This is a genomic window from Flagellatimonas centrodinii, from assembly GCF_016918765.2.
GTDB classification, from domain to species: Bacteria; Pseudomonadota; Gammaproteobacteria; order Nevskiales; family Nevskiaceae; genus Polycyclovorans; species Polycyclovorans centrodinii.
The window spans coordinates 670,988-692,968 of the sequence record NZ_CP092104.1; the positions used below are offsets into that span (position 1 = coordinate 670,988).

At 67.9% G+C, this 21,981-nt stretch carries 19 protein-coding genes; 9 read left to right on the forward strand and 10 right to left on the reverse strand.

What is annotated here, in order from left to right:
- Nucleotides 1-12 precede the first annotated feature (12 nt).
- The 3 genes from JN531_RS03155 to JN531_RS03165 are packed head-to-tail and all read right to left on the reverse strand — an operon-like array spanning nt 13 to nt 1,935.
- Nucleotides 13-249, reverse strand: coding sequence for a BolA family protein (locus JN531_RS03155; RefSeq protein WP_228347405.1), 237 nt, complete (start codon nt 247-249; stop codon nt 13-15).
- 10 nt (nt 250-259) lie between these two features.
- Complete coding sequence (locus JN531_RS03160; protein WP_366522412.1) at nt 260-1,027, reverse strand: ABC transporter permease; 768 nt, start codon at nt 1,025-1,027, stop codon at nt 260-262.
- Nucleotides 1,028-1,032: 5 nt separating this feature from the next.
- Nucleotides 1,033-1,935 carry an ABC transporter ATP-binding protein gene (locus JN531_RS03165; protein ID WP_228347407.1) on the reverse strand — a complete coding sequence of 301 codons (903 nt, stop codon included), beginning with the start codon at nt 1,933-1,935 and terminating at the stop codon, nt 1,033-1,035.
- A 44-nt stretch (nt 1,936-1,979) separates the two neighbouring features.
- Here JN531_RS03165 and JN531_RS03170 point away from each other — a divergent pair, with 44 nt between their 5' ends.
- From JN531_RS03170 to lptB, 8 genes are all read left to right on the forward strand, one after another.
- Nucleotides 1,980-3,392 carry a cryptochrome/photolyase family protein gene (locus JN531_RS03170; protein WP_228347408.1) on the forward strand — a complete coding sequence of 471 codons (1,413 nt, stop codon included), beginning with the start codon at nt 1,980-1,982 and terminating at the stop codon, nt 3,390-3,392.
- Complete coding sequence (locus JN531_RS03175; protein WP_228347409.1) at nt 3,389-4,561, forward strand: RsmB/NOP family class I SAM-dependent RNA methyltransferase; 1,173 nt, start codon at nt 3,389-3,391, stop codon at nt 4,559-4,561. Before JN531_RS03170 ends, JN531_RS03175 begins: the two co-directional genes overlap by 4 nt.
- Nucleotides 4,562-4,622: 61 nt before the next feature.
- Entirely contained in the window at nt 4,623-5,588 is a 966-nt protein-coding gene (locus tag JN531_RS03180) for a calcium/sodium antiporter (RefSeq protein WP_228347410.1), read from the forward strand.
- Between the two features lie 7 nt (nt 5,589-5,595).
- Nucleotides 5,596-6,567, forward strand: a complete 972-nt coding sequence (locus JN531_RS03185) for a KpsF/GutQ family sugar-phosphate isomerase (protein ID WP_228347411.1) — start codon at nt 5,596-5,598, stop codon at nt 6,565-6,567.
- Nucleotides 6,567-7,076, forward strand: a complete 510-nt coding sequence (locus JN531_RS03190) for a KdsC family phosphatase (protein WP_228347412.1) — start codon at nt 6,567-6,569, stop codon at nt 7,074-7,076. The genes JN531_RS03185 and JN531_RS03190 overlap by 1 nt, the downstream gene beginning before the upstream one ends.
- On the forward strand, nt 7,076-7,615 hold the full coding sequence (gene lptC, locus JN531_RS03195) for an LPS export ABC transporter periplasmic protein LptC (protein ID WP_228347413.1): 540 nt from the start codon (nt 7,076-7,078) through the stop codon (nt 7,613-7,615). The genes JN531_RS03190 and lptC overlap by 1 nt, the downstream gene beginning before the upstream one ends.
- Nucleotides 7,602-8,207 carry a lipopolysaccharide transport periplasmic protein LptA gene (gene lptA, locus JN531_RS03200; RefSeq protein ID WP_228347414.1) on the forward strand — a complete coding sequence of 202 codons (606 nt, stop codon included), beginning with the start codon at nt 7,602-7,604 and terminating at the stop codon, nt 8,205-8,207. Before lptC ends, lptA begins: the two co-directional genes overlap by 14 nt.
- On the forward strand, nt 8,204-8,935 hold the full coding sequence (gene lptB / locus JN531_RS03205; protein ID WP_228347415.1) for an LPS export ABC transporter ATP-binding protein: 732 nt from the start codon (nt 8,204-8,206) through the stop codon (nt 8,933-8,935). Before lptA ends, lptB begins: the two co-directional genes overlap by 4 nt.
- 81 nt (nt 8,936-9,016) lie before the next feature.
- On the opposite strand, the gene JN531_RS03210 is transcribed toward lptB, so the two are convergent.
- The 3 genes from JN531_RS03210 to JN531_RS03220 all read right to left on the reverse strand — a co-directional run bounded on the left by JN531_RS03210 (nt 9,017) and on the right by JN531_RS03220 (nt 14,634).
- The gene (locus JN531_RS03210; protein WP_228347416.1) at nt 9,017-12,736 is read right to left on the reverse strand and encodes a beta strand repeat-containing protein; all 3,720 of its coding nucleotides are present in this window, start codon (nt 12,734-12,736) and stop codon (nt 9,017-9,019) included.
- 214 nt (nt 12,737-12,950) lie between these two features.
- Nucleotides 12,951-13,439, reverse strand: coding sequence for a single-stranded DNA-binding protein (locus JN531_RS03215; protein WP_228347417.1), 489 nt, complete (start codon nt 13,437-13,439; stop codon nt 12,951-12,953).
- Between the two features lie 16 nt (nt 13,440-13,455).
- Nucleotides 13,456-14,634: an MFS transporter gene (locus JN531_RS03220; RefSeq protein WP_228347418.1), complete on the reverse strand. Its 1,179-nt coding sequence runs from the start codon at nt 14,632-14,634 to the stop codon at nt 13,456-13,458.
- Nucleotides 14,635-14,745: 111 nt separating this feature from the next.
- Here JN531_RS03220 and uvrA point away from each other — a divergent pair, with 111 nt between their 5' ends.
- Complete coding sequence (gene uvrA, locus JN531_RS03225) at nt 14,746-17,574, forward strand: excinuclease ABC subunit UvrA (protein WP_228347419.1); 2,829 nt, start codon at nt 14,746-14,748, stop codon at nt 17,572-17,574.
- Here uvrA and JN531_RS03230 read toward each other — a convergent pair.
- Genes JN531_RS03230 through JN531_RS03245 form a run of 4 tightly spaced genes read right to left on the reverse strand, consistent with a single transcriptional unit; the run spans nt 17,549 to nt 21,892 of the window.
- Complete coding sequence (locus tag JN531_RS03230; protein WP_228347420.1) at nt 17,549-18,538, reverse strand: ABC transporter ATP-binding protein; 990 nt, start codon at nt 18,536-18,538, stop codon at nt 17,549-17,551. The genes uvrA and JN531_RS03230 overlap by 26 nt on opposite strands.
- Complete coding sequence (locus JN531_RS03235; protein WP_228347421.1) at nt 18,535-19,404, reverse strand: ABC transporter permease subunit; 870 nt, start codon at nt 19,402-19,404, stop codon at nt 18,535-18,537. Before JN531_RS03235 ends, JN531_RS03230 begins: the two co-directional genes overlap by 4 nt.
- Nucleotides 19,401-20,318, reverse strand: coding sequence for an oligopeptide ABC transporter permease OppB (oppB, locus tag JN531_RS03240; RefSeq protein WP_228347422.1), 918 nt, complete (start codon nt 20,316-20,318; stop codon nt 19,401-19,403). Before oppB ends, JN531_RS03235 begins: the two co-directional genes overlap by 4 nt.
- A complete protein-coding gene (locus tag JN531_RS03245; protein ID WP_228347423.1) occupies nt 20,315-21,892 on the reverse strand; it encodes a peptide ABC transporter substrate-binding protein in 1,578 nt (525 codons plus the stop codon). The genes oppB and JN531_RS03245 overlap by 4 nt, the downstream gene beginning before the upstream one ends.
- Nucleotides 21,893-21,981: the final 89 nt, after the last annotated feature.

Here is a 21,981-nt window from a genome sequence, read left to right on the forward strand (position 1 = left end):
GGTCGACGGCCTCTAGGCGCAGGGCGCCTTGGGCGCACGGGTGCGCAGGGCAAGCGCGTGGATCTCGCGGCCCATGCGCTCGCCGAGCGCGGCATAGACCATGCGGTGTTGCTCGATCATGGTCTTGCCGGCGAATCCGGGGTAGAGCACCTCGGCCTCGAAATGCTGGCCATCGTCGCCCTTCACCATCGCCACACAGCCGGGCAGGCCGGCCTCAATGAGCTGTTCGATCTGTTTGCGGTCCATCATCTCGAAGTCCTTATTTGCGCAGCTTGTAGCCGGTCATGAGCATCCACAGGGCGATGGCGGACATCACGGTAGTGAAGGCGGCACACCACATCAGGCTCTGCCAGACGGGGACATCCGCCACCCCGAAGAAGCCATAACGGAACCCGTCGATCATGTAGAAGAACGGATTGAAGTGGGACACGCGGTCCCATAGCTCGGGCAATGCATGCACCGAGTAGAACACGCCGGACAGAAACGACAGCGGCGTGATGAAGAAATTGGTGAACGCGGCGATGTGGTCGAATTTCTGGCTGACCAGGCCCACGATGACACCAAATGCGGCGAGCCCGCTGGACGCCAGCAGGAAAACAGCCAGCAGCACCAGCGGCTGCGCGAACGGCAGCGGCACGAACGGCAGGGTGACCGCCAGCATCGCCATCGTGACCAGCAGGGCGCGCAGCACGGCGGCGCCAACATAGGCGGCGAACCATTCCCAGGCACCGATCGGCGCCAGCAACACGAACACCAGGTTGCCCATCACCTTGGACTGGATGAGGCTGGAACTGGAATTGGCGAAGGCATTCTGGATCACCGTCATCATGATCAGTCCGGGGATCAGGAACTCGGTGTAGCTGATGCCCTCGTACACCGGCGCCCGCCCCTGCATCGCCTGGGCGAACACCAGCAGGTACAGCAACGAGGTGATGATGGGTGCGCCGACGGTCTGGCCCAGCACATTGGTGAAGCGCTTCACCTCTTTCAGGAACAGGGTGCGGAAGCCGATGGGATTGCGGGTCATGTCGGTCATGCGCGGGTCAGCTCCACGAAGATGTCTTCGAGATCAGGCTCGCGGGTGGCCACGTCCTCGATGACGCAGCCGGCCTGGCGCAGCGATTCCAGCACCGCGCCGATGGGGTGGGTGTCGCTCTGCAACTTGAGCTCGATCTGCCCGTTCGGCTCGGAATCGACCAGTGGTCGCAGCGCCTCGGGCAACGGCGCGCCGGACAACTTGATCCGAAGAAACCGGAACGGATGCTGACCCAACAGGCCCTGGGTGGTCTCCAGCGCCTTCACCTCGCCGTGGTCGAGAATGGCGATGCGCTCGCACATCTCCTGCGCCTCTTCCAGGTAGTGGGTGGTGAGGACCACGGTGGTGCCGTTGCGGTGCAGTTCGCGCATGAAGGCCCAGAGCGTGCGGCGCAGCTCGACATCGACGCCGGCGGTCGGTTCATCGAGGATCACCACCGGCGGCCGGTGCACCAGGGCCTGGGCGATCAGCACCCGCCGCTTCATGCCGCCGGACAGACCGCGCATCGGCGAGCGGCGCTTGTCGGCGAGGTCCAGACGTTCCAGCATTTCGTCGATCCACGGCCAGCTCTCACGGCCACAGCCGAAGTAGCCGGCCTGCAGCCGCAGCATGTCGACGACGTTGAAGAAGGGGTCGAACACCAGTTCCTGCGGGACCACCCCGAGCGAGCGCCGGGCAGCGCGCCAGTCGCGCACGGTGTCGTGTCCCATCACGCTGATCTGGCCGCTGCTGGCCTGCGACAGGCCGGCGATGATGCTGATCAGGGTCGACTTGCCGGCGCCATTGGGCCCGAGCAGGCCGAAGAACTCCCCCGGGCGGATATCAAAGGACACGCCCTTGAGCGCCTCAAGCGCGCCATAGCGTTTGTAGACGTCGGTGATACGAATGGCGGCTGGCATAGCCCGTCATTATATTCGCTTACCCCCCTGCCCACGGCCTTGTCATGTCCCGCACCGCGCTTGTCTGGTTCCGTCGCGACCTGCGACTGAACGATCATCCGGCCCTCCAAGCGGCACTGGCGGCGGCGGAACGGGTGATTCCGGTGTTCGTATACGCACCCGACGAGGAAGCGCCCTGGGCCCCTGGCGGGGCCGCCAACTGGTGGTTGCATCACAGTCTGGCCGCGCTATCGGCGCGGCTGGCGGCGCTGGGCAGCCCGCTGGTAATTCGCCGCGGGCCGACGCTGGAGGCGCTGCGCGCGCTGATCTCCGAGACCGGCGCCGACCGGATCTTCTGGAACCGCCTCTACGAACCGGCCGTGCGTACGCGGGACGCGGCCATCAAGGAGGCCCTGCGTGAGGACGGCCTGACCGTCGAAAGCTTCAACAGCGCGCTGTTGTTCGAACCCTGGACCCTGCAGACCCAGAGCGACCAGCCCTACCGCGTGTTCTCACCGTTCTGGCGCAACGCCGAACCGCGGCTGGTCGACGTGCGCGCGCCCACGCCGGCCCCGACGGCACTACCGGGGCCGGCGAAGGCCGTCTCCAGCGAGCCGCTGGAGACACTGGCGTTGCTGCCCAGGCTGCCGTGGGCCGATGGTTTCAGGGCACGCTGGACCCCGGGTGAGGCCGGCGCGCTGGCCCGCCTGACCCCGTTTCTCGACGGCCCGGTGCAGCAGTACCGGCAACGCCGCGACCTGCCCGGCGACGATGACGGCACCTCGGGACTGTCGCCGCATCTGCATTTCGGCGAGATCGGCCCGGCGCAGGTGCTGGCGGCCACCCGGGCACGGGGGCCGCTGAATCCGCAGGTCCAGCATTTCATTCGCGAGATCGGCTGGCGCGAGTTCGCCCACCATCTGCTCTACCACTACCCGCAGACGCCGACCGAAGCGCTGTATCACGACAAGTTCGGCGCCTTCCCCTGGCGCAGCGCTGCCGACTACGCCGACAACCTGCGGGCCTGGCAGCGCGGCGAAACCGGCATCCCCATCGTCGACGCCGGCATGCGCCAACTGTGGGCCACCGGCTGGATGCACAATCGGGTGCGGATGGTGGTCGCCAGCTTTCTCACCAAGAACCTGCTGACCCCTTGGCAGGAAGGCGCCGCCTGGTTCTGGGACACCCTGGTCGATGCCAGCCTCGCCAACAACACCCTCGGCTGGCAGTGGTCGGCCGGCTGTGGCGCCGACGCCGCGCCCTACTTCCGCATTTTCAATCCGCTGCTGCAAAGCGAGCGCTTCGACGCCGACGGCGCCTATCTCGATGCCTGGGTGCCGGAGCTGCGGTCGCTGTCCGGCAAGCACAAGCACATGCCGTGGACCGCGCCGGTGCCGCCGAAGGGCTATCCTGCCCCCATCGTCGACCTCGCCGCCACGCGCGACCGCGCCCTTGCCGCCTACGACCGCATCAAGTGAAGCCACCCCACCCGACCCAGGTCCGCCACGCCACCGCCGTGCTGGCGGCGGTGATGACCCGCGAGCGACCCGCCGACGCGCTGCTCGCCGACTGCTTTCGCGCCCACCGCGAAATGGGGGGGCGCGACCGCGCCCATGTCAGCGACCTGGTCTACGGTGTCCTCCGCGATTGGCGACGGCTGACCGCCTGGGTCGACACCGACCCCGCGGCGCTGATCGGCGCGGCGCTGTCGGAACATCCGGCGGTGGGCAGTGAGGACCTCGCCCGGTACGGCCTGAACCCGCCGCCGCCGCCGCCGCATGATCTGCCCTGGCCGGTGCGCGACAACCTGCCCGAATCGCTGGTGGCCGACTGGCAGGCGTTGCTGCCGGCCGCAGAGTGGTCGCCTGCTGCGCAGGCCCTGAATCAGGCCGGGCCGGCAGATTTCCGTGTCAACCGACTGCGCGCCGACCGCGACGGCGCCTGCCGCGCCTTGAGCGCCCGCGGCATCGACGCACAGCCCACCCCCTGGGCGCCCGACGGCCTGCGGCTGTCGCGGCGTCTGCCACATAGCGATCCGCTGCTGGCCGATGGCACGCTGGAACCGCAGGACGAGGGCAGCCAGTGGCTGGTCGCCTGCCTGCCGCTGCGGCGTGGTGAATCGGTGCTCGACTACTGCGCCGGCGCCGGCGGCAAGAGTCTGGCGCTGGCGGCAGCGGGCGCCGAGGTGAGTGCCACCGATGCCGATGCCCACCGCCTGCGCCGGCTGCCGGCACGAGCGCGCAGAGCCGGCGCGAGGGTGCAGCTGGTGCCGTTTCCACCGCCCCTGGCCGACCGCTTCGACGGCGTCCTGGTGGATGCGCCGTGCTCCGGCAGTGGCGCCCTCCGCCGCGCCCCGGAGCGGCGTCTCGACCGCCCCGACCTCGAGGCACTGGCGGCCCTGCAGGGTGAGGTCCTGCGCGATGCGGCGCGTCATGTCCGTGTGGGCGGCTGGCTGGTCTATGCCACCTGCAGTCTGTCGCGACAGGAGAACGAGGCCGTGGTCGCCGACTTCGCCGCGACGCACCCCGACTTCGGTCCGGCCGACCTCGCGCAACCCGGGGGCGGCGGCGGTCCGCAGCTTCGCCTGTGGCCGCACCGCCACGGCACCGACGGGTTTTTCGCCGCCGGGTTCCGTCGCCGCGGCTGAACCGCCCGGTCACGGGGGTCCGTTACAATCCGACACTCACCGTTCCTGACGAGATCTCCCCATGCTGCTTTCGTGGCTCGCCGTTGCGGCCGGCCTGACCCTGCTGGTCTTTGCCGCCGACCGCTTCATCTTCGGCAGTGCCGGTCTGGCCCGCAGCCTCGGAGTGTCGCCGCTGGTGATCGGCATGGTGATCGTCGGCTTCGGTACGTCGGCACCGGAAATGGCGGTGTCGGCACTGGCGGCGGTGCAGGGCAACCCGGGCATCTCGATCGGCAACGCGATCGGCTCCAACCTGGCCAATACCGCCCTGATCCTGGGGTTCTGCGCCCTGCTGCGGCCGGTGCTGGTCAAGCACACGGTGCTGAAAATCGAGCTGCCGATGGTGCTGGGGGTCAGCGTGGCGGTGTGGCTGATGTGTGTGGATGGCGCCCTGACCTATCGCGACGGCGCCGTGCTGGCCCTCGGTCTGGTCGGCTTTCTCGGCTGGATGTTGATCAGCGCCCAGCGGGGCGAGGCGCCCATCGAGATCGAGGGCGAACTGCCACCGGCGATCCCCACGGTGCAGGCCGTGATCTGGATCGTGGTGGGCCTGGTCCTGCTGATCGCCAGTTCGCAACTGCTGATCTGGGGCGCCGTCAACATCGCCCGTGCCTTCGGCGTGTCGGATCTGGTGGTGGGGCTGACGGTGGTCGCCATCGGCACCAGCCTGCCGGAACTGGCCGCCAGTGTTGCCGGCCTGCTGAAGGGTGAAGACGACATCGCGCTGGGCAACATCCTCGGCTCCAACCTGTTCAATCTGCTGGCGATCCTGCAGGCCCCCGCCTGGCTGGCACCGGGCCCGCTGCCCGAGGGCGTGTTGTACCGCGACCTGCCGATGATGATCGCCATCACCCTGGCGGTGCTGGTGTTCGCTTGGAGTGCCCGCGGCCGTGCCCCTCGCATCAACCGGGTGGAAGGCGGGATACTGATGGTCGCCTATGTGGGCTATACCGCCTATCTCATCCACACCAGCCCGATCACGGGGTGAACCGCCGATGACCGATGAATCCCTGCAGGCCCTGGGCCGACGCGCGCTGGAGATCGAGCGCGACGCCCTGACCGCGCTGATCGACCGCATCGATCCGGCGTTTGCGGCGGCCTGCCACGTGCTGCTGGGCTGCAAGGCCCGGGTGGTGGTCACCGGCATGGGCAAGAGCGGGCACATCGGCAGCAAGATCGCCGCCACGCTGGCGTCGACCGGGACCCCGGCGTTCTACGTGCATCCGGGCGAGGCCAGCCACGGCGACCTCGGGATGATCACGCGCGACGACGTGGTGCTGGCGATGAGCAACTCCGGCGAAACCGCCGAGATTCTCACCCTGCTGCCGCTGCTCAAGCGCATGCGGGTGCCGCTGGTGGCGATGACCGGCCGGCCGACCTCTACCCTGGCGCGCACGGCGGATGTGCACCTGGATGTATCGGTGGCGCTGGAAGCCTGCCCGCTGAATCTGGCACCGACCGCCTCGACCACCGCGACCCTGGCCATGGGCGATGCCCTGGCCGTGGCGCTGCTGGATGCCCGCGGTTTCAAACCCGAAGACTTCGCCCTGTCGCACCCCGGCGGCACCCTCGGCCGCCGCCTGCTGTTGAAGGTGGCGGACGTCATGCATACCGGCGACCGCCTGCCGCGAGTCCATGCCGACACCCCGCTGCGCGACGCCCTGCTGGTGATGACCCGCAAAGGTCTGGGCATGACGGTGGTGGTCGACGACGATGACCGTGTCGAAGGGCTGTTCACCGACGGCGATCTGCGCCGGGTGCTGGACCAGGGTCACGATGTCCGCACGGTCAGCCTCGGCACCGTGATGACCCCCGGCGGCAAGCGCATCGCTGCCGACGCGCTGGCGGCGGAAGCGGTCGCCCGCATGGAAGAACACAAGATCACCGCCCTGATGGTGGTGGATGATCAGCATCGTCTGCAGGGCATCGTGCACATGCACGAGCTGCTGCGGGCGGGGGTGGTGTGATGCGCCTGCCGGTAGACGAGTTGCGGCAGCGGGCGGCTCGGGTGAAATGCCTGTTTCTCGACATCGACGGCGTGCTCACCGACGGCAAGCTCTACATTGGTCCGCAGTTCGAGGAAACCAAGACCAACTACGTGCGCGACGGCTGGGGCATCCGCCAGTGGATCAAACGCGGGCTGCAGGTGGCGGTGATTTCCGGACGCCCCTCCGAGGCCATGCGGCAGCGTCTGCAGTTTCTCGGCGTCCAGCACATCGTGCTCGACCGCGAGGACAAGCTGCCGGCCTACGAGGCGATCCTGTCGCAACTGGGCCTGAAGGATGCCGACTGCGCGCATGTCGGCGACGACGTACCCGACCTGCCGCTGTTCGCGCGGGTGGGGCTGGCCTGTGCGCCGGCCGATGCCCACGACCGCGCGCTGGTGGCCGCCCACTGGGTCAGCCGGTATCCCGGCGGTCACGGCGCCGTGCGCGAGGTGATCGATCTGTTGCTGACGGCCCGGGGCGACGGCTGATGCCGGCCTGGCTCGGCATCCTGATGGTTGCGGCGCTGCTGGCCGTCGGCCTGTGGTGGCGCCCGGTGGGCGAGGGCCTGCCCACCACCCCGGATCGCGAGGCCGCTCCGCGCTATGTCGTCGAGGGCGCGCACTGGCAACGGTTCGATGACGACGGCGCGCCCAGCATCATCGCCCGCGCGCATGTCCTGCGTGCCTATGCTGACGAGCGGCTGGAGCTCGGCGCGCTGACCGTCGAGCAGCTGGGCCAAAGCGACGCCTGGCGCCTGCAGGCGCCCAGTGGCAGCGTGCCCCCCGGCGGTGAGCGGCTGCGCCTGGACGCTCCGGTCAGCGCCGAAGCCGGCACCGGCGACAGCGCCCTGGCACTGGTGGCCGGTCCGGTGTGGATCGACCGGATGTCACGCACCCTGCAGTCCGACGCGCCGGTCACCGTCACTGCGCCACAACGGCGTGCCCGGGCCCTCGGCTGGTCGGCCGATTGGGAAGCGCGGCGACTGACCCTACGGGATCATGTGGAGGTGACCCATGCGCTGCGCTGAAGCCAGGAATTCGGTGGTTGCGCTGCTGCTGGCCGTGGCAAGCGGCGCAGCCGTGGCACAGGCAGCCGGCGGCAATGCCGTGACGGTCACCGCTGACGAGGGTGAGTGGTCGGAAAACAGCCGCATGGTGTATCGCGGCAATGTACGACTGGAGTCCAGCACGCTGTCGCTGACAGGTGACAACCTCACCCTCGATCAGCCGACGTCACAACCCCTGAAAGCCCGGGTCGAAGGCAGCCCCGCGACCCTGCAGCACAGCGGCGGCGCGCAGGTGGATGGCGACACCACCCCCCCGGTCACCGCCCGCGCCGACGTGCTCAACTATGACGCCGCCAGCGGCTGGGTGACCCTCGAGGGCCAGGCCCGGCTGACCCGTGGCAAGGACAGCATCGACGGTGAAACCATCCGCTACAACCTGATCGAACGCCGGGTTCAGGCGCGCAGCAACGGCAACGGCGGGCAGGTGCGTATCGTCATCCAGCCCCCGGCAGGCGCCGCGCTGCCCACCGGCGTGACGTTGCCAACACCATCGCCCAGCCCCGACCCGAGCCCGAGCCCGGATCCGTCCTCCGAGGCGGAGGCGCGCCCATGAGTGATGCCCTGCTCCGCGCCGAGCACCTGGTCAAACGCTACAAGCAGCGCACCGTGGTGCGGGACGTGTCGCTGTCGGTGCGGGCTGGCGAGATCGTCGGTCTGCTCGGCCCCAACGGCGCCGGCAAGACCACCTCGTTCTACATGGTGGTGGGGCTGGTGCCGGCCGACGGTGGCCGGATCGAACTCGACGGCGAGGACGTGACGCACCTGCCGATGCATGCACGTGCCCGGCGCGGCATCGGCTATCTGCCGCAGGAGGCCAGCGTGTTTCGCAAAATGTCGGTGGCCGACAATATCCTCGCCATTCTGGAAACCCGCGCCGATCTCAATCGCGCACAACGCCGCGACGAGCTGGAACGCCTGCTCGGTGAGTTGCATGTGGCGCACATCCGCGATGCCGAGGGGCAATCCCTCTCCGGCGGCGAGCGGCGTCGGGTCGAGATCGCCCGGGCGCTGGCCGCCAACCCGCGCTTCATCTTGCTCGACGAGCCCTTCGCCGGGGTCGACCCGATTGCGGTCGGCGACATCCAGCAGATCGTCCATCACCTGCGCGACCGCGGCATCGGCGTGTTGATCACCGATCACAACGTCCGCGAAACCCTGGCGCTGTGCGAACGCGCCTATATCCTCGCCGAGGGCGCGGTGATCGCCGAAGGGCAACCCGGTGATCTGCTGGCCAACGAGATGGTGCGCAAGGTTTATCTGGGCGAACAGTTCAGACTCTGAGCCTGCACCCCGGTCAACCGCCGCAGTCAGACATGAAAAAGCCCTCCGTCTCCGGAGGGCTTTTTCGTTACCGCACCCCGGTTACGGGAAGACGGTGATCAACGGACCCTGCAGCACAGTCGCCGGGTCATTCAGCATCATGCCGTCGCTGTCCGCACCCTGAAACCCGGTGAACTGCAGCTGGTAGGTCAGCGGCCGCGGCGCCGGATCACCCGGGTCGCCGTCAGGACCGACCGGGCCGATCGGACCGACCGGACCCTGAGCGCCGTTGTCGCCGTCCATGCCGTCGACACCGTTGCGGCCATCCGAGCCATCGCAACCGGCCAACAGGCCGGCCGCCGCGATCGCAATCAGCACGACGGCAGTACGGCGGCGCCCCAGGGCGCCACCAACGCCGGCCAGGCCGAACAGCGCCAGCGGCACGCCGGCCAACAACGTGAACCCGACCGTGCGCGCTGGCGTGGCCTGGGCCATGGCGGCATCACTGGCAAAGTCGAGCAGCACAACATAGCGCTCGACCTGCCCACCGCCGAGCATCCGCCCCATGCCGCTGAAGGTGGCACTGAACGTCTTCATGCTGTCATCGAAGCTGACGCTGCCGATGCTCTGCTCGCCGGCATCGGCAAAGCCGTTGCCATTGGTGTCGAGAATCAGATCGCCCGGTCCCACGACATCGGCACCGAAATCACCGCTGCCCCGCAGCGTCCCCGAAAAACCGTCAAGCCGGACTGCTCCCGCGCGGTTGTTCTGGTACGCGACGCTGAGCGCCAGCACGTCGGTATCGCCCGGCAGGACGGCGGTGGACGGCGGCGCGCCCATGCCCTGCTGCACGGTGGTGCCGAGCGGCAGGATCAAGGCGTTCTCGACCTGCAGCGCAGACTCCACGGCCCCGATGTCGCAACCGCCGCCAAGGAAGCTGCCGCCATCGAGACGGCTCAGGTTGCGCTGGTCGACGGCGTTGACCGGTGCCGCCGTGCAGGCCGTGTTGTCGGCACCGTTGATCGCGGCGCTGCCGGCCACCGGCAGCACCGTGCGGGTGTTGCCGCCGTTCAGCCGCAGACCGTTGGGGTCCAGGCCGGAAGCGACGTCGACACGGTTGTTGTCACCATTGACCGTGGCCCCGGCACTGCGGGACACCAGGTTGTTGTCACCCGACAGGGCGCCGAAGACATCCGCGCCGGCAGTGGCGAAGTTGTCGGCGATGACGCTGTTGGTGACGTTCAGCAGCGCGCTGTCGCTGACATGCACGCCGCCGCCGGAAACCCCGGCTTCGTTGCGGGCCACGGTGACGTTGGTGGCCGTCAGCATCGCCCCCGGCTGCAGGAAGATGCCGCCGCCGAGAGGGGCCACGAGATCGCCATCAAGGCCGTTGCCGAACACCGTCGAATTGCTGATGTCGAGGCTGGAGCCACTGAACACCCACAGGCCGTTGCCTTCGTTGGCCGCGACGTTGCCCGACACCGTGCTGCGGTCGATGACGACGCTGCTGCTGCCGCCGGAGCTGTGCAGCCCGCCGCCGTTACCGGGGACGCTGGCGGTGAGGTTGTTGGCCAGGGTGACTTCCACCAGGCTGACCGAGGTCGGCCCCATGCGGGCGTCATCCTCGATACCCCCACCGGCGCGGGTGGCGCGGTTGTTGGCAACGCGCGTGTTGGCCACCGTCACCGTGCCGCCGTTGACGTTGAGAATGCCGCCGCCGGAACTGTTGCTGGCGCCGTCGGCCGCGTTGTTGGTGACGGTGCTGCCGCTCACCTGCAAGATGCCGCCGTTGTTGAACAAGCCGCCGCCACCTTCGCCGGCGCCGGTGCCGAGGGCGACATTGCTGTCGATCACGGTTCCGGTGACCACCATCAGGCTGCTGCCGCTGAAGTTCCACAGGCCGCCACCCTCGGCCGCTGCCGAGTTGTTGCTGACGGTGCTGTCGCTGACCTGGATCACCCCGCCCATGCCGACGGTGCTGCTACCGGTGAGGTGGAGACCGCCGCCGTTGCCGGGACTGCCGGCGACAGCGGTCTGCCCGAGGGTGCTGTTGCCGCTGAGGCGCACGCCCGACAGCGAGGTGGTCGGCATCGCCGCATCGACCACACCGGTGGAACGATCCTCGATGCCGCCACCAGCACGGTTGGACTGGTTGCCGGTGATGTCACTGTCGGTCACCACCAGGCGGCCGACATTGCTGAAGATGCCACCGCCGGAGCCTTGATCACCGGTCGCCCGGTTGCCGGCGATGGTGGCGTTGACCACTTCCAGCGTGCCGCCCTGGTTGAACAGGCCGCCACCGCCGCGGAAGGTCTGGCCATTGGCCAGCGGCATCGGGAACGGATTGCCGCGCGCTTCGTTGTCGCGAATCGCGGTGCCGTCGACCACCATGCGCCCGGTGTTGTTCCAGAAGGCCCCACCCTCCTGCGCGCGGTTGCCGATGGCACTGCCGCCGCTGATGGTGGTCAGGCTGGTGCCGGCACCGTCGGTGATGTGAATGGCGCCGCCATTGCCCGGCGGACCATTGCCCAGGGCGTCGTTGCCGGTGAAGACAACATTGGTGACCACGGTCTCGGTGGTGTTCACTGCGGGCAGCCCGGAGACATCTTCAAGGCCCCCACCGGCGCGATTCGCCAGGTTGTTGCTGAGGGTGCTGTCGCTGAGCGTCAACTGGCCGACGAGGTTGAGAATGCCGCCGCCGGAGCCTGCACCCTGAACCGCGCTGTTGCCGTCGATGACGGCATTGCGGACCACCATGATCGGCGCCGGCAGCGTGGGGTCGGTGAGCAGCGCACGGCCATTGTTGAACAGCGCGCCGCCGCCATTGTTGGCACCGGTGCCGAGCGCGACATTGCCGAGGAAGCGGGCATCGCCGGCCGGGCTGTCGCCGATGGTCATGGTCGACCCGGCATCATTCCACAGCGCGCCCCCTTCGTTCTGGGCGGTGTTGTTCTGATAGAGCCCGCCGTTGACCAGGGTGTCGGTGCCCGCACCGGTGATGTGCAGACCGCCGCCGTTGCCGGGGGTCGGACCGGCGCTGTTGCCGTCCATGGTGACGTCGATCAGGGTGACCGCGCTGGTGCCGGACCGGTCCTCGATGGCGCCGCCGGCGCGGATGGCGCTGTTACCGGTGAACTGCGTATCGGTCACCAGCAGGGTGCCGCTGTTGATGATGGCGCCGCCACTGCCGCCCGGGCCGGTGGCGCTGTTGTCGCTGAAACTGCTGCCACTGATCGTGAGGGTGCCGCTGTTGTCGATGGCGCCGCCCTGGGTGGGGCCGGTGCCAACGCCGACGTTGTTGCTGACGGTGACGCCGTCGAGGCTCACGGTCTGGCCGGATTCGATCAGCATGGCCGCGCCGGTGAGGGCCGCGCCGTCGGTCAGGCTGAGATTCGCCAGGCCGACGCTCGCCCCGCCGGCGGCCATCGGCACCGTGAACACCCGGTTCAGGGTGTTCCCGCTCAGGCGAACCGAGGGGTTGCTACCGTTGTCACCGTCGATCTGCAGCGGTCCGCCGCCGAGCTCCAGGGTGGCGATGAGGGCGATCGTCGGGCTGACCCCGGGCACGTCGAAGACAATGGTGTCGGTGCCAACCGCATCGCCTGCCGGGGCGCCGTTGACCGCCGCGTTGGTGCGGGCCGCTTCGACCGCCTCACGCAGCGTGATTTCACCCATCACCGGGGCCGCCAACGGACGGTCTGCGAGCGTATTGACGGTATAGGTTGCGGCCATGGCGGCTGGCGCCAGCGCGACGCCGAGCACCGCCAGGCAGCCAGCAGCCACGGCGGTCCGACGGGCGCGGAAATTTCGATGTTGGTTCACGGTGTCACTCCTTGTATGCGGGCTCATGTCTGGCGATCGGCGCCGGAATGCGCCGATCACAACCTGGGCCGGGTACAACGAGGTGACCCCTGCTTCTCCCCCAGGCCTTTAGCCTTACGGCCGCGGGGCACGATTAGATGCAGCGGACCGACGCCCACGAAAAAGCCCCCTGCGGAAGGGGGCCTGATCGACTGCCGCACAGCGGGTACTGCCCTCAGAACGGAATGTCGTCGTCTTCGAACGGGGCATCCATGGCCGGCGGCGCGCTCTGCTGTGCCGGTGCGCCCCGGGCCGGGGCACTGCTGCTGCGCGACGGCGCGCTGTAGCCACCGTCATCGTCCATCGGGGCACTACCGCCACCACCGCCGCCGGCACCCCCGACCATCTGCATTTCGTTGGCCACGACCTCGGTGCTATAGCGGTCCTGACCGGACTTGTCCTGCCACTTGCGGGTCCGCAGGGTGCCCTCGATATAGACCGTGCGACCCTTCTTCAGGTACTGGCCGGCGATTTCCGCCAGCTTGTTGAACATCACCACCGAATGCCATTCGGTGCGCTCAACGAGCTTGCCCTCGCGATCCTTGTAGGCGTCGTTGGTGGCAAGGCGCAGATTCACCACCGCGCCGCCCGAGGGCAGGTATTTCATTTCCGGGTCCTGGCCCAGATTGCCGAGCAGGATGACCTTGTTGACTCCACGTGCCATGGCTTGCAGCTCCTGATTATTGTCGGTGAGAGGATTCGGCGGCCGGGGCCGCTGGCCGGGGACGCCCGGCGAAGCCGAGCCAGAGTAGCGGCAGCACCGCTGCCACCGCAAACACCGCGGAGACACCGCCCCAGCCGAGGGCGAGACCGCCCAGCAGCCCGCCGGTAAAGCCGCCGAGAAACTGGCCACTGGCATAGACCCCGAGCGCGGCGCCCTTGAATGCCGGCGGCGCCGCGCGTGAGATCAGCGATGGCAGCGCGCCTTCGAGGAAATTGAAGGCGATGAAGAACAGCAGCAGTGCCACCAGCAGCACGGCTGCGGTGTTCGCGCCCAGGGCCAGCAGGCCAAGGGCCACGGCCAGCAGGCCGATGGCGCCGACAAACACCACCGGCATGCGCCCGTGCCGTTCGGTGGCGCGGATTACCGGGAACACCGGCACGATCGACAATAGCAGCACCGGCAGATAGACCTGCCAGTGGGCGGCCATCGGCAGCGACAGGGTGTCGGCCAAGGCCAGGGGTGCCGCCACGAACAGCGCCGCCATGGTCGCGTGCAGCACCAGAATGCCACCATTGAGGCGCATCAGGGTGCCGCTCGACAGGGCCATCCGCAGCCCCCCCGCGGTCGGCGGCAGTCGCGGTCCGGTGGGCACCGCCCACACCAGGATCGGCAGGCTCACCAGCGCCGCCACGCCGGTCAGCAGGAACAGGCCCGGCACGCCGAAAACGCCGGCCAGCACCGGCCCGAGCACCAGCGCCAGAATGAAAGCGGCACCCATGCCGACGCCGAGGATCGCCATGGCGGTGGTCCGCACCTCGGTCCGGGTGACATCGGCCAGCCAGGCCGAGACCGCCGCCGACACCGCCCCCATGCCCTGCACCGCCCGCCCCAGCAGCACGCCTTCGATGCTGCTGGCCTCAGCGGCAATGAAACTCCCCAGCGCGAACACCAGCATGCCGCCGATCACCACCGGGCGACGCCCGATGCGGTCCGACAGCCAGCCCAGCGGAATCTGCAAGGCCGCCTGGGTCAGCCCGTAGAGGCCGATGGCGAGGCCGATCTGCAGGTCGGACGCCGGCACCGGCAGCGCGCGGGCATAGAGCGCCAACACCGGCAGCACCATGAACATGCCGACCATGCGCAGCGCATAGATCAGCGAGAGCCCGCCGACGGCGCGCCATTCGAGGGCATTCATGGGAGCAGAACCTGGGGCATGGCGTCCGGAAAAGGCCCACCGGAAACCGGAACAGGGCAGGCAACAAGGCGTCTGCGTATATTAGCCGGTTTGACCTACCCAAAGCTCCCTATGGACTCGATCCGCATTCGCGGCGCGCGCACGCACAACCTGCAGAACATCTCGCTGGATCTGCCGCGCGACAAACTGATCGTCATCACCGGCCTGTCAGGCTCCGGCAAGTCGAGCCTGGCGTTCGACACCCTGTATGCCGAGGGCCAGCGCCGCTATGTCGAGTCGCTGTCGTCCTATGCACGACAGTTCCTCAGCATGATGCAGAAACCGGACGTCGACACCATCGAAGGCCTGTCACCGGCCATTTCGATCGAGCAGAAATCGACCAGCCACAATCCGCGCTCCACGGTCGGCACGGTCACCGAAATCTACGATTACCTGCGGTTGCTGTTCGCCCGCGTCGGCACCGCGCGTTGCCCTGATCACGGGGTGACGCTGGCGGCGCAGTCGGTGGCACAGATGGTCGATACCGTGATGGCACTGCCCGAGAGCTCGGCCTGGATGCTACTGGCGCCGGTGGTGCGGGGCCGCAAGGGGGAACATGCCGAATGGTTCGAGCAGGCGCGGGCCCAGGGCTTCGTGCGGGTGCGGGTCGACGGCACCGTCTACGAGCTTGACGAAGTGCCGGTGCTGGATCGCAAGAAGAAGCACGACATCGAGGTGGTGGTGGACCGCTTCAAGGTGCGCGACGACCTCAAGCAACGCCTGAGCGAAAGTTTCGAGACCGCGTTGCGGCTGTCCGACGGGCTGGCCACCATCGCACCCCATGGCGACAGCGATGCCGAGCCGATCGGCTTCTCGGCCAGAATGAGCTGCCCGCATTGCGGCTATGCGCTGGAGGCGCTGGAGCCGCGTCTGTTCTCCTTCAACGCCCCGCATGGCGCGTGCAGCACCTGCGACGGGCTCGGCCAGTTGCAGGTGTTCGATTCCGAGCGGGTGGTGGCCCACCCGGAACTGTCGCTCGCACAGGGCGCCATCCGCAGCTGGGACAAGCGCAATCCATACTACTGGCACTTCATTCAGTCACTGGCGACCCACTATGGGTTCGACCCGGACAAGCGCTTCGACCGCCTCGCCGACAAGCACCGGCAAGTGATCCTGTACGGCAGCGGCGATGAAAAGATCGCTTTCGAGTACCCCGATGAAGGCGGGCGCAAACGGGTCTCCACCCACAAGTTCGAGGGCATCATTCCCAACCTCGAACGGCGCTATCGCGAAACCGACTCCGATGCGGTGCGCGAGGAGCTGGCGCGTTTCCTTTCGCAGAAGGCCTGCCCCGACTGCGGCGGCGACCGTCTCAACCGCGCCGCCCGCAACGTGTTCGTGGCGGACCGCACGCTGCCGGCACTGACCCAGCTGTCGGTCCGTGATGCCGAAGCCTTTTTCGGCACGCTGACCCTGCCGGGCCACCGGGGCGAGATTGCCGAGAAGATTCTCAAGGAGATCAGCGCCCGCCTCGGCTTTCTCAACAATGTCGGACTCGACTACCTGACGCTGTCACGCAGCGCCGAAACACTGTCGGGCGGCGAGGCCCAGCGCATCCGCCTGGCAAGCCAGATCGGCGCCGGTCTGGTCGGCGTCATGTATGTGCTCGACGAACCCAGCATCGGCTTGCACCAACGGGACAACGAGCGCCTGTTGAAAACCCTGTTCCGCCTGCGCGACCTCGGCAACACCGTGATCGTGGTGGAGCATGACGAGGATGCCATCCGCCACGCCGATCATGTGGTCGATATCGGCCCCGGCGCCGGTGTCCATGGCGGACGCATCGTCGCCCAGGGCACGCCCGATGTCGTGGCCGCAACCGAGGGCTCGGTCACCGGCGCCTACCTGTCGGGCCGCGAGGCGATACCGGTGCCCAAGCAGCGAGGCAAATGGCACGCCGACAAACAGATCGGCATCCGCAACGCGCGCGGCAACAATCTCAAGAATGTCGACGCCGATATTCCGATCGGCCTGATCACCTGCGTCACCGGGGTATCGGGCTCAGGCAAATCGACCCTGATCAACGACACCCTGCAGGCCTGGGCTGCCCGCCACCTCAACGGTGCGGCCTCCCATCATTCGCCCTGCGACGACATCATCGGGCTCGAACACCTGGACAAGGTGATCGACATCGACCAATCGCCGATCGGCCGCACCCCGCGCTCCAACCCGGCCACCTACACCGGGTTGTTTTCGCCGATCCGCGACCTCTTCGCCGGCGTCCCCGAATCGCGGGCCCGCGGCTACACGCCGGGACGCTTCAGTTTCAACGTCAAGGGCGGCCGCTGCGAAACCTGCCAGGGTGACGGCGTGATCAAGGTGGAGATGCACTTCCTGCCGGATGTCTACGTCACCTGCGACACCTGCCACGGACGCCGCTACAACCGCGAGACACTGGAGATCCGCTACAAGGGCAAGACTGTCGACGAAGTGCTCGACATGACGGTGGAAACCGCCTGCGAGTTCTTCAAGCCCGTGCCGGCGCTGCACCGCAAGCTGAGCACCCTGATGGATGTCGGGCTGTCGTACATCACGCTGGGGCAGAACGCCACCACGCTTTCCGGCGGCGAAGCGCAGCGCATCAAGCTGGCCAAGGAGCTGTCCCGCCGCGACACCGGCGCCACCCTCTACATCCTCGACGAACCCACCACCGGTCTGCACTTCCACGACGTGGCGCAGTTGATCAAGGTATTGGAACGCCTGCGCGACCATGGCAACACGGTGGTGATCATCGAGCACAATCTCGACGTCATCAAACGCGCCGACTGGGTGCTGGATCTCGGCCCGGAGGGCGGCAGCGGGGGTGGCGAGCTGGTGGCCAGCGGCACACCGGAGCAAGTGACGACGGTGAAACGCTCGTATACCGGGCGCTTCCTCAAGCCCCTGCTGAAGAAGCGCTGAGCGGCCCGCCCGGGGCTCGCAGGTGGCAGGCCACCGGCCGGGCATCGTTGGTCAAGCGCGGGCGTTCGATGTGGCAGCGGTCGACCACTTCCGGACAGCGCGGCGCGAACGGACAGCCTGGCGGCAGTCGCGACAGATCGGGCGGCTGCCCCGGCAGTGTGTACAGGGGCTGGTGGCGATCCCCGTCCAGCCGCGGTCGCGCCGCCAGTAGCCCGGCGGTATAGGGGTGCCGGGGCGCTGCCAGCAGATCGGCGGTGGTGCCCTGTTCCATGCACTGGCCGCCGTACAACACCAGGGTCCGCGTGCAGACCTCGGCGACCACGCCCATGTCATGGGTAATGAACAGAATGGCGAGCCCGAGGTCGCGTTGCAGCTCGCCCAGCAACCGCAACAGCCCGGCCTGGACCGTGACATCCAGCGCGGTGGTGGGCTCGTCGGCCAGCAACAGCGCGGGTCGCGGCAACAAGGTCATCGCCATCATCACCCGCTGTCGCTGACCGCCGGAGAGCTCATGCGGGTACGCCCGCAGACGCCGGACACTGTCGGGGACCTGTACCGCGTCGAGCATGCGCGCCGCCTCGGCCAGTGCCGCGGCGCGGCCGAGACCCTGGTGGGTTTCCAACACTTCGGCCATCTGCAATCCAATGCGCAGATAGGGGTTGAGCGAGGTCATCGGGTCCTGGAACACCATGCCGATGCGGCGCCCGCGCACCGCCCGCCGTACCGCCGCCGGTGCGCGCAACAGGTCCTCGCCATCGAACAGCACCTGCCCGCGTACCTCGGCGTTGTCGGCCAGCAGCCCGAGAATGGCCAGCGCTGTCTGCGACTTGCCGGAGCCGGACTCACCGACGATGCCCAACGTCTCGCCAGCGCCCAGCCGGAAGCTGAGGCCGTTCACCGCCGACACCACGCCGTCGTCGGTGTGAAAGCGGACATCCAGATCGCGAACGTCGAGCAGGGTCATCGGTCTTTCGGGTCCAGCGCGTCGCGCAGCCCGTCCCCGATGAAGTTGAAACAGAACAGCGTGGCGGCAAGAAACACCGCGGGAAAGATCAGTGCCCACGGGGTGCGCGCCATCTCCCGCGCGCCCTCATCCACCAGTGCACCCCAGCTGGTGGCGGGCGCCTGGACCCCGAGGCCGAGAAAGCTGAGGAACGATTCCACCAGAATGACCTGTGGAATGGTGAGGGTGACGTAGACCACCACCACCCCGAGCAGGTTGGGCACGATGTGGCGCCGGATGATGGTGGCCGGGCGAACGCCGGCGACCACCGCCGCCTCGATGAATTCACGGCGCTTGAGACTGAGCGTCTGTCCGCGGACGATACGCGCCATGTCGAGCCAGTTGATGGCGCCGATGGCGACGAAGATCAGCACCAGATGCCGCCCGAACAGCACCATCAGCAGGATCACGAAGAACATGAAGGGCATGGCGTAGAGGATGTCGACAATGCGCATCATGACCGCATCGACGCGACCCCCGACATAGCCGGCGATGGCCCCCCAGCTGACCCCGATCAGCAGCGACACCAGGGTGGCCACCACGCCGACCATCAGCGAAATGCGCCCGCCGTGCAGCGTGCGGGTGAACAGGTCGCGGCCGAGGGTATCGGTGCCGAACCAGTGGCCGGCGGTGAACGGGGCCGCGCCCCACTCGCCATCGAAGTCGATGTGATCGTAGGCAAACGGCGTCAGCCACGGCCCCACGATCACCAGCAGCACGATCACCGTCAGGACCACGGTGGCGGCCATGGCGGCACGGTTGCGCCGCAGGCGACGGGCAGCATCCTGCCAGAGGCTGCGGCCGACGGTGGGGTCGGCGGCGGTCATGCCCGCACCCGTGGGTCGAGGACGCCATACAGCAGATCCACCAGGAAGTTGAAGGCGATGATCAGTACGCCATAGAAGATCACCACGCCCATCACCAGGCTGTAATCGCGGTTCAGGGCACCTTGCACGAAGTAGCGGCCGAGCCCGGGGATGCCGAAGATCTGCTCGATGACCACCGAGCCGGTGATGATGCCGGCGGCGGCAGGCCCCAGGTATGACAACACCGGCAACAGGGCCGGCCGCAGGGCGTGACGCAACAGCACCCGATGCGCGGCCAGCCCCTTGGCGCGAGCGGTGCGGATGAACGGCTGACGCAGCACCTCGATCATGGAGCCGCGCATCAACCGGGCGACATAGGCCACCTGCGGCAGCGCCAGTGCGATCACCGGCAGCACCCGGCTCTTCCAGCCACCCTCCCAGCCGCCGGCGGGCAACCAGCCGAGGGTGACGGCGAACAGCAGGATCAGCAGCGGCGCGACGACGAAGTTGGGGACCGAGATGCCGGTCATGGCGATGGTCATCACGGCGTGATCGCTTGTCCGGTTCTGGCGCACCGCCGCCCAGATGCCGGCACTACCGCCCACCAGCAAGGCCAGCAGCAGGGCACCGAGACCCAGCTGCAATGACACCGGAAAGCCCTGCCCGATCAGTTCGTTGACGCTGTACTCGGCGTACTGGAAGGACGGACCCAGATCGCCCCGCAGCACATCGGCCAGATAGCGCCAGAGCTGTTCGTACAACGGCAGGTCAAGCCGATAGGCGGCCTCGAGCTGTGCCTTCACCTCCTCCGGCAACACCCGTTCGCTGTCGAACGGCCCGCCCGGCGCCGCCCGCATCATGCAGAACGCCAACACCACCAGCACCAGCAGTGTCGGCACCGCCGAGGCCAGACGCCGCAACGCGAAACCGATCATGGCGGGCGCCCCTCGATGGCCAGCCGCTGCGTCGGATGGTGGTCCATGATGTTGCCGGTCCACCCCTTCACCCAAGGCTTGACCAGCCGCTTGGTCACATAGAAGTAGATCGGCAGCACCGGCAGATCCGCCAGAATCTGCTGCTCGGCATCGTGCATCAGCCGTGCCCGCTGCGACAGATCGGTCTCGCGGCTGGCGGCGTCGAGCAGCGCATCGAACGCGGGATTGGCATAGCCGACGTCGTTGAGGCCATGGCCGGAATGGAGAATCTCCATGAAGGTGTTGGGGTCGTTGTAGTCGCCGATCCAGCCGGCCCGAAACACCTGGGTGTCGACCTGCTGTCGCCGCGACTGCAGATAGACCTTCCACTCCTGATTGCGCAAGGTGGCGTTGACCCCCAGCCATTGTTTCCACATGGCGGCGATGACCGTCGCAATCTTCCGGTGATCCTCCTGGGTGTTGTAGAGGATCTCGACCTCGGCCGGGTGATCGGGGCCGTAGCCGGCGGCGGCATACAGTTCGCGCGCACGCGCCAGACGCTGCTCGCGGGTCCAGCCAGCCCACTCCGGCGTCGCCGGCACGTGGCCGTCAACCCCGGGCGGGACCCAGGTGTAGGCCGGCACCTCACCGTTGCCCAACACCTTGGTGGTGATGATGTCGCGGTCCACCGCCAACGTCAGCGCCAACCGCAAGCGGGGGTCGTCGCGCAGCGGCGGGCGGGTCAGGTTGAGACCGTAGTAGTACACCCCGAGGTAGGGGTGGATCTTCAGCTCGCCCGGCAGATTGGCGCGCGCCCAGGCGGTCTGCGCCGATGGCAGGGTATAGGTGAGATCCAGCTCGTCAGCCCGGTACCGCTTGAATTCGGAATTGATGTCTTCAGTGGAGACATGGAACACGCGGTCGATGCGGGTCCGGGCATCGTCCCAGTAGTACGGGTTGCGGACCAGCTCGATATGCGACTGCAAGGCCCAGTCCTGCAGGCGGTAGGCACCATTGCCCACCAGCCGGCCGGCGCGCGCAAACCCGCTGCCCCATTCCGCGAGACTGGGGCGGTGCACGGGATAGGCCGACGAGTGCGACAACAGCCCCAGCAGATAGGGGGTGGGGGTATCGAGAAACAGGTCAAGGGTGTGTGTGTCGACCGCCACCACGCCGAGACTGTCGACCGGCGCTTCGCCGGCGATGATGGCGGTGGCGTTGCGGATCGGGGCCAGCATCTGCGAGTAGTTGGAACCGGTCGCTGGATCGACACTGCGACGCAAGCCGGCGACGAAATCGGCGGCGGTCACCGGGTCCCCATTGCTCCAGCGGGCGGTGGGGCGCAGGAAGAACCGGTAGTGCAAGCCGTCATCGGCGATGGTCCAGTCGTGCGCGGCGCCGGGTATCGGCGCGCCGTCCGGCCCGCTGCTGGTGAGCCCCTCGAACAGGTCACGGACCACCGAAGAGGCGCCGACCCCCTCGATCCGGTGGGGATCCAGCGTCTCGACATCCGGACCGTTGCCCCGCCGCAGCACCTGCTCTGCCGCCACCGGCAGGGCAAGACAGAGGCTCAACAACAGCATGGCGAGACGCATGAAGACAACCACCACGGCCGGTGACCCGGCGCGCGCCTGAGAGGACGGGAACCTGTCGAAGCTACCGGGGCCACCGGCCGGTTTCAAGC

What these genes read in the sequence shown, in the direction of transcription:
- JN531_RS03155 (WP_228347405.1), bottom strand. Translation starts at nt 249, where the DNA reads ATGATGGACCGCAAACAGATCGAACAGCTCATTGAGGCCGGCCTGCCC.
- JN531_RS03160 (WP_366522412.1), bottom strand. Translation starts at nt 1,027, where the DNA reads ATGACCCGCAATCCCATCGGCTTCCGCACCCTGTTCCTGAAAGAGGTG.
- JN531_RS03165 (WP_228347407.1), bottom strand. Translation starts at nt 1,935, where the DNA reads ATGCCAGCCGCCATTCGTATCACCGACGTCTACAAACGCTATGGCGCG.
- JN531_RS03170 (WP_228347408.1), top strand. Translation starts at nt 1,980, where the DNA reads ATGTCCCGCACCGCGCTTGTCTGGTTCCGTCGCGACCTGCGACTGAAC.
- JN531_RS03180 (WP_228347410.1), top strand. Translation starts at nt 4,623, where the DNA reads ATGCTGCTTTCGTGGCTCGCCGTTGCGGCCGGCCTGACCCTGCTGGTC.
- JN531_RS03185 (WP_228347411.1), top strand. Translation starts at nt 5,596, where the DNA reads ATGACCGATGAATCCCTGCAGGCCCTGGGCCGACGCGCGCTGGAGATC.
- JN531_RS03190 (WP_228347412.1), top strand. Translation starts at nt 6,567, where the DNA reads ATGCGCCTGCCGGTAGACGAGTTGCGGCAGCGGGCGGCTCGGGTGAAA.
- lptC (WP_228347413.1), top strand. Translation starts at nt 7,076, where the DNA reads ATGCCGGCCTGGCTCGGCATCCTGATGGTTGCGGCGCTGCTGGCCGTC.
- lptA (WP_228347414.1), top strand. Translation starts at nt 7,602, where the DNA reads ATGCGCTGCGCTGAAGCCAGGAATTCGGTGGTTGCGCTGCTGCTGGCC.
- lptB (WP_228347415.1), top strand. Translation starts at nt 8,204, where the DNA reads ATGAGTGATGCCCTGCTCCGCGCCGAGCACCTGGTCAAACGCTACAAG.
- JN531_RS03215 (WP_228347417.1), bottom strand. Translation starts at nt 13,439, where the DNA reads ATGGCACGTGGAGTCAACAAGGTCATCCTGCTCGGCAATCTGGGCCAG.
- JN531_RS03220 (WP_228347418.1), bottom strand. Translation starts at nt 14,634, where the DNA reads ATGAATGCCCTCGAATGGCGCGCCGTCGGCGGGCTCTCGCTGATCTAT.
- uvrA (WP_228347419.1), top strand. Translation starts at nt 14,746, where the DNA reads ATGGACTCGATCCGCATTCGCGGCGCGCGCACGCACAACCTGCAGAAC.
- JN531_RS03230 (WP_228347420.1), bottom strand. Translation starts at nt 18,538, where the DNA reads ATGACCCTGCTCGACGTTCGCGATCTGGATGTCCGCTTTCACACCGAC.
- JN531_RS03235 (WP_228347421.1), bottom strand. Translation starts at nt 19,404, where the DNA reads ATGACCGCCGCCGACCCCACCGTCGGCCGCAGCCTCTGGCAGGATGCT.
- oppB (WP_228347422.1), bottom strand. Translation starts at nt 20,318, where the DNA reads ATGATCGGTTTCGCGTTGCGGCGTCTGGCCTCGGCGGTGCCGACACTG.
- JN531_RS03245 (WP_228347423.1), bottom strand. Translation starts at nt 21,892, where the DNA reads ATGCGTCTCGCCATGCTGTTGTTGAGCCTCTGTCTTGCCCTGCCGGTG.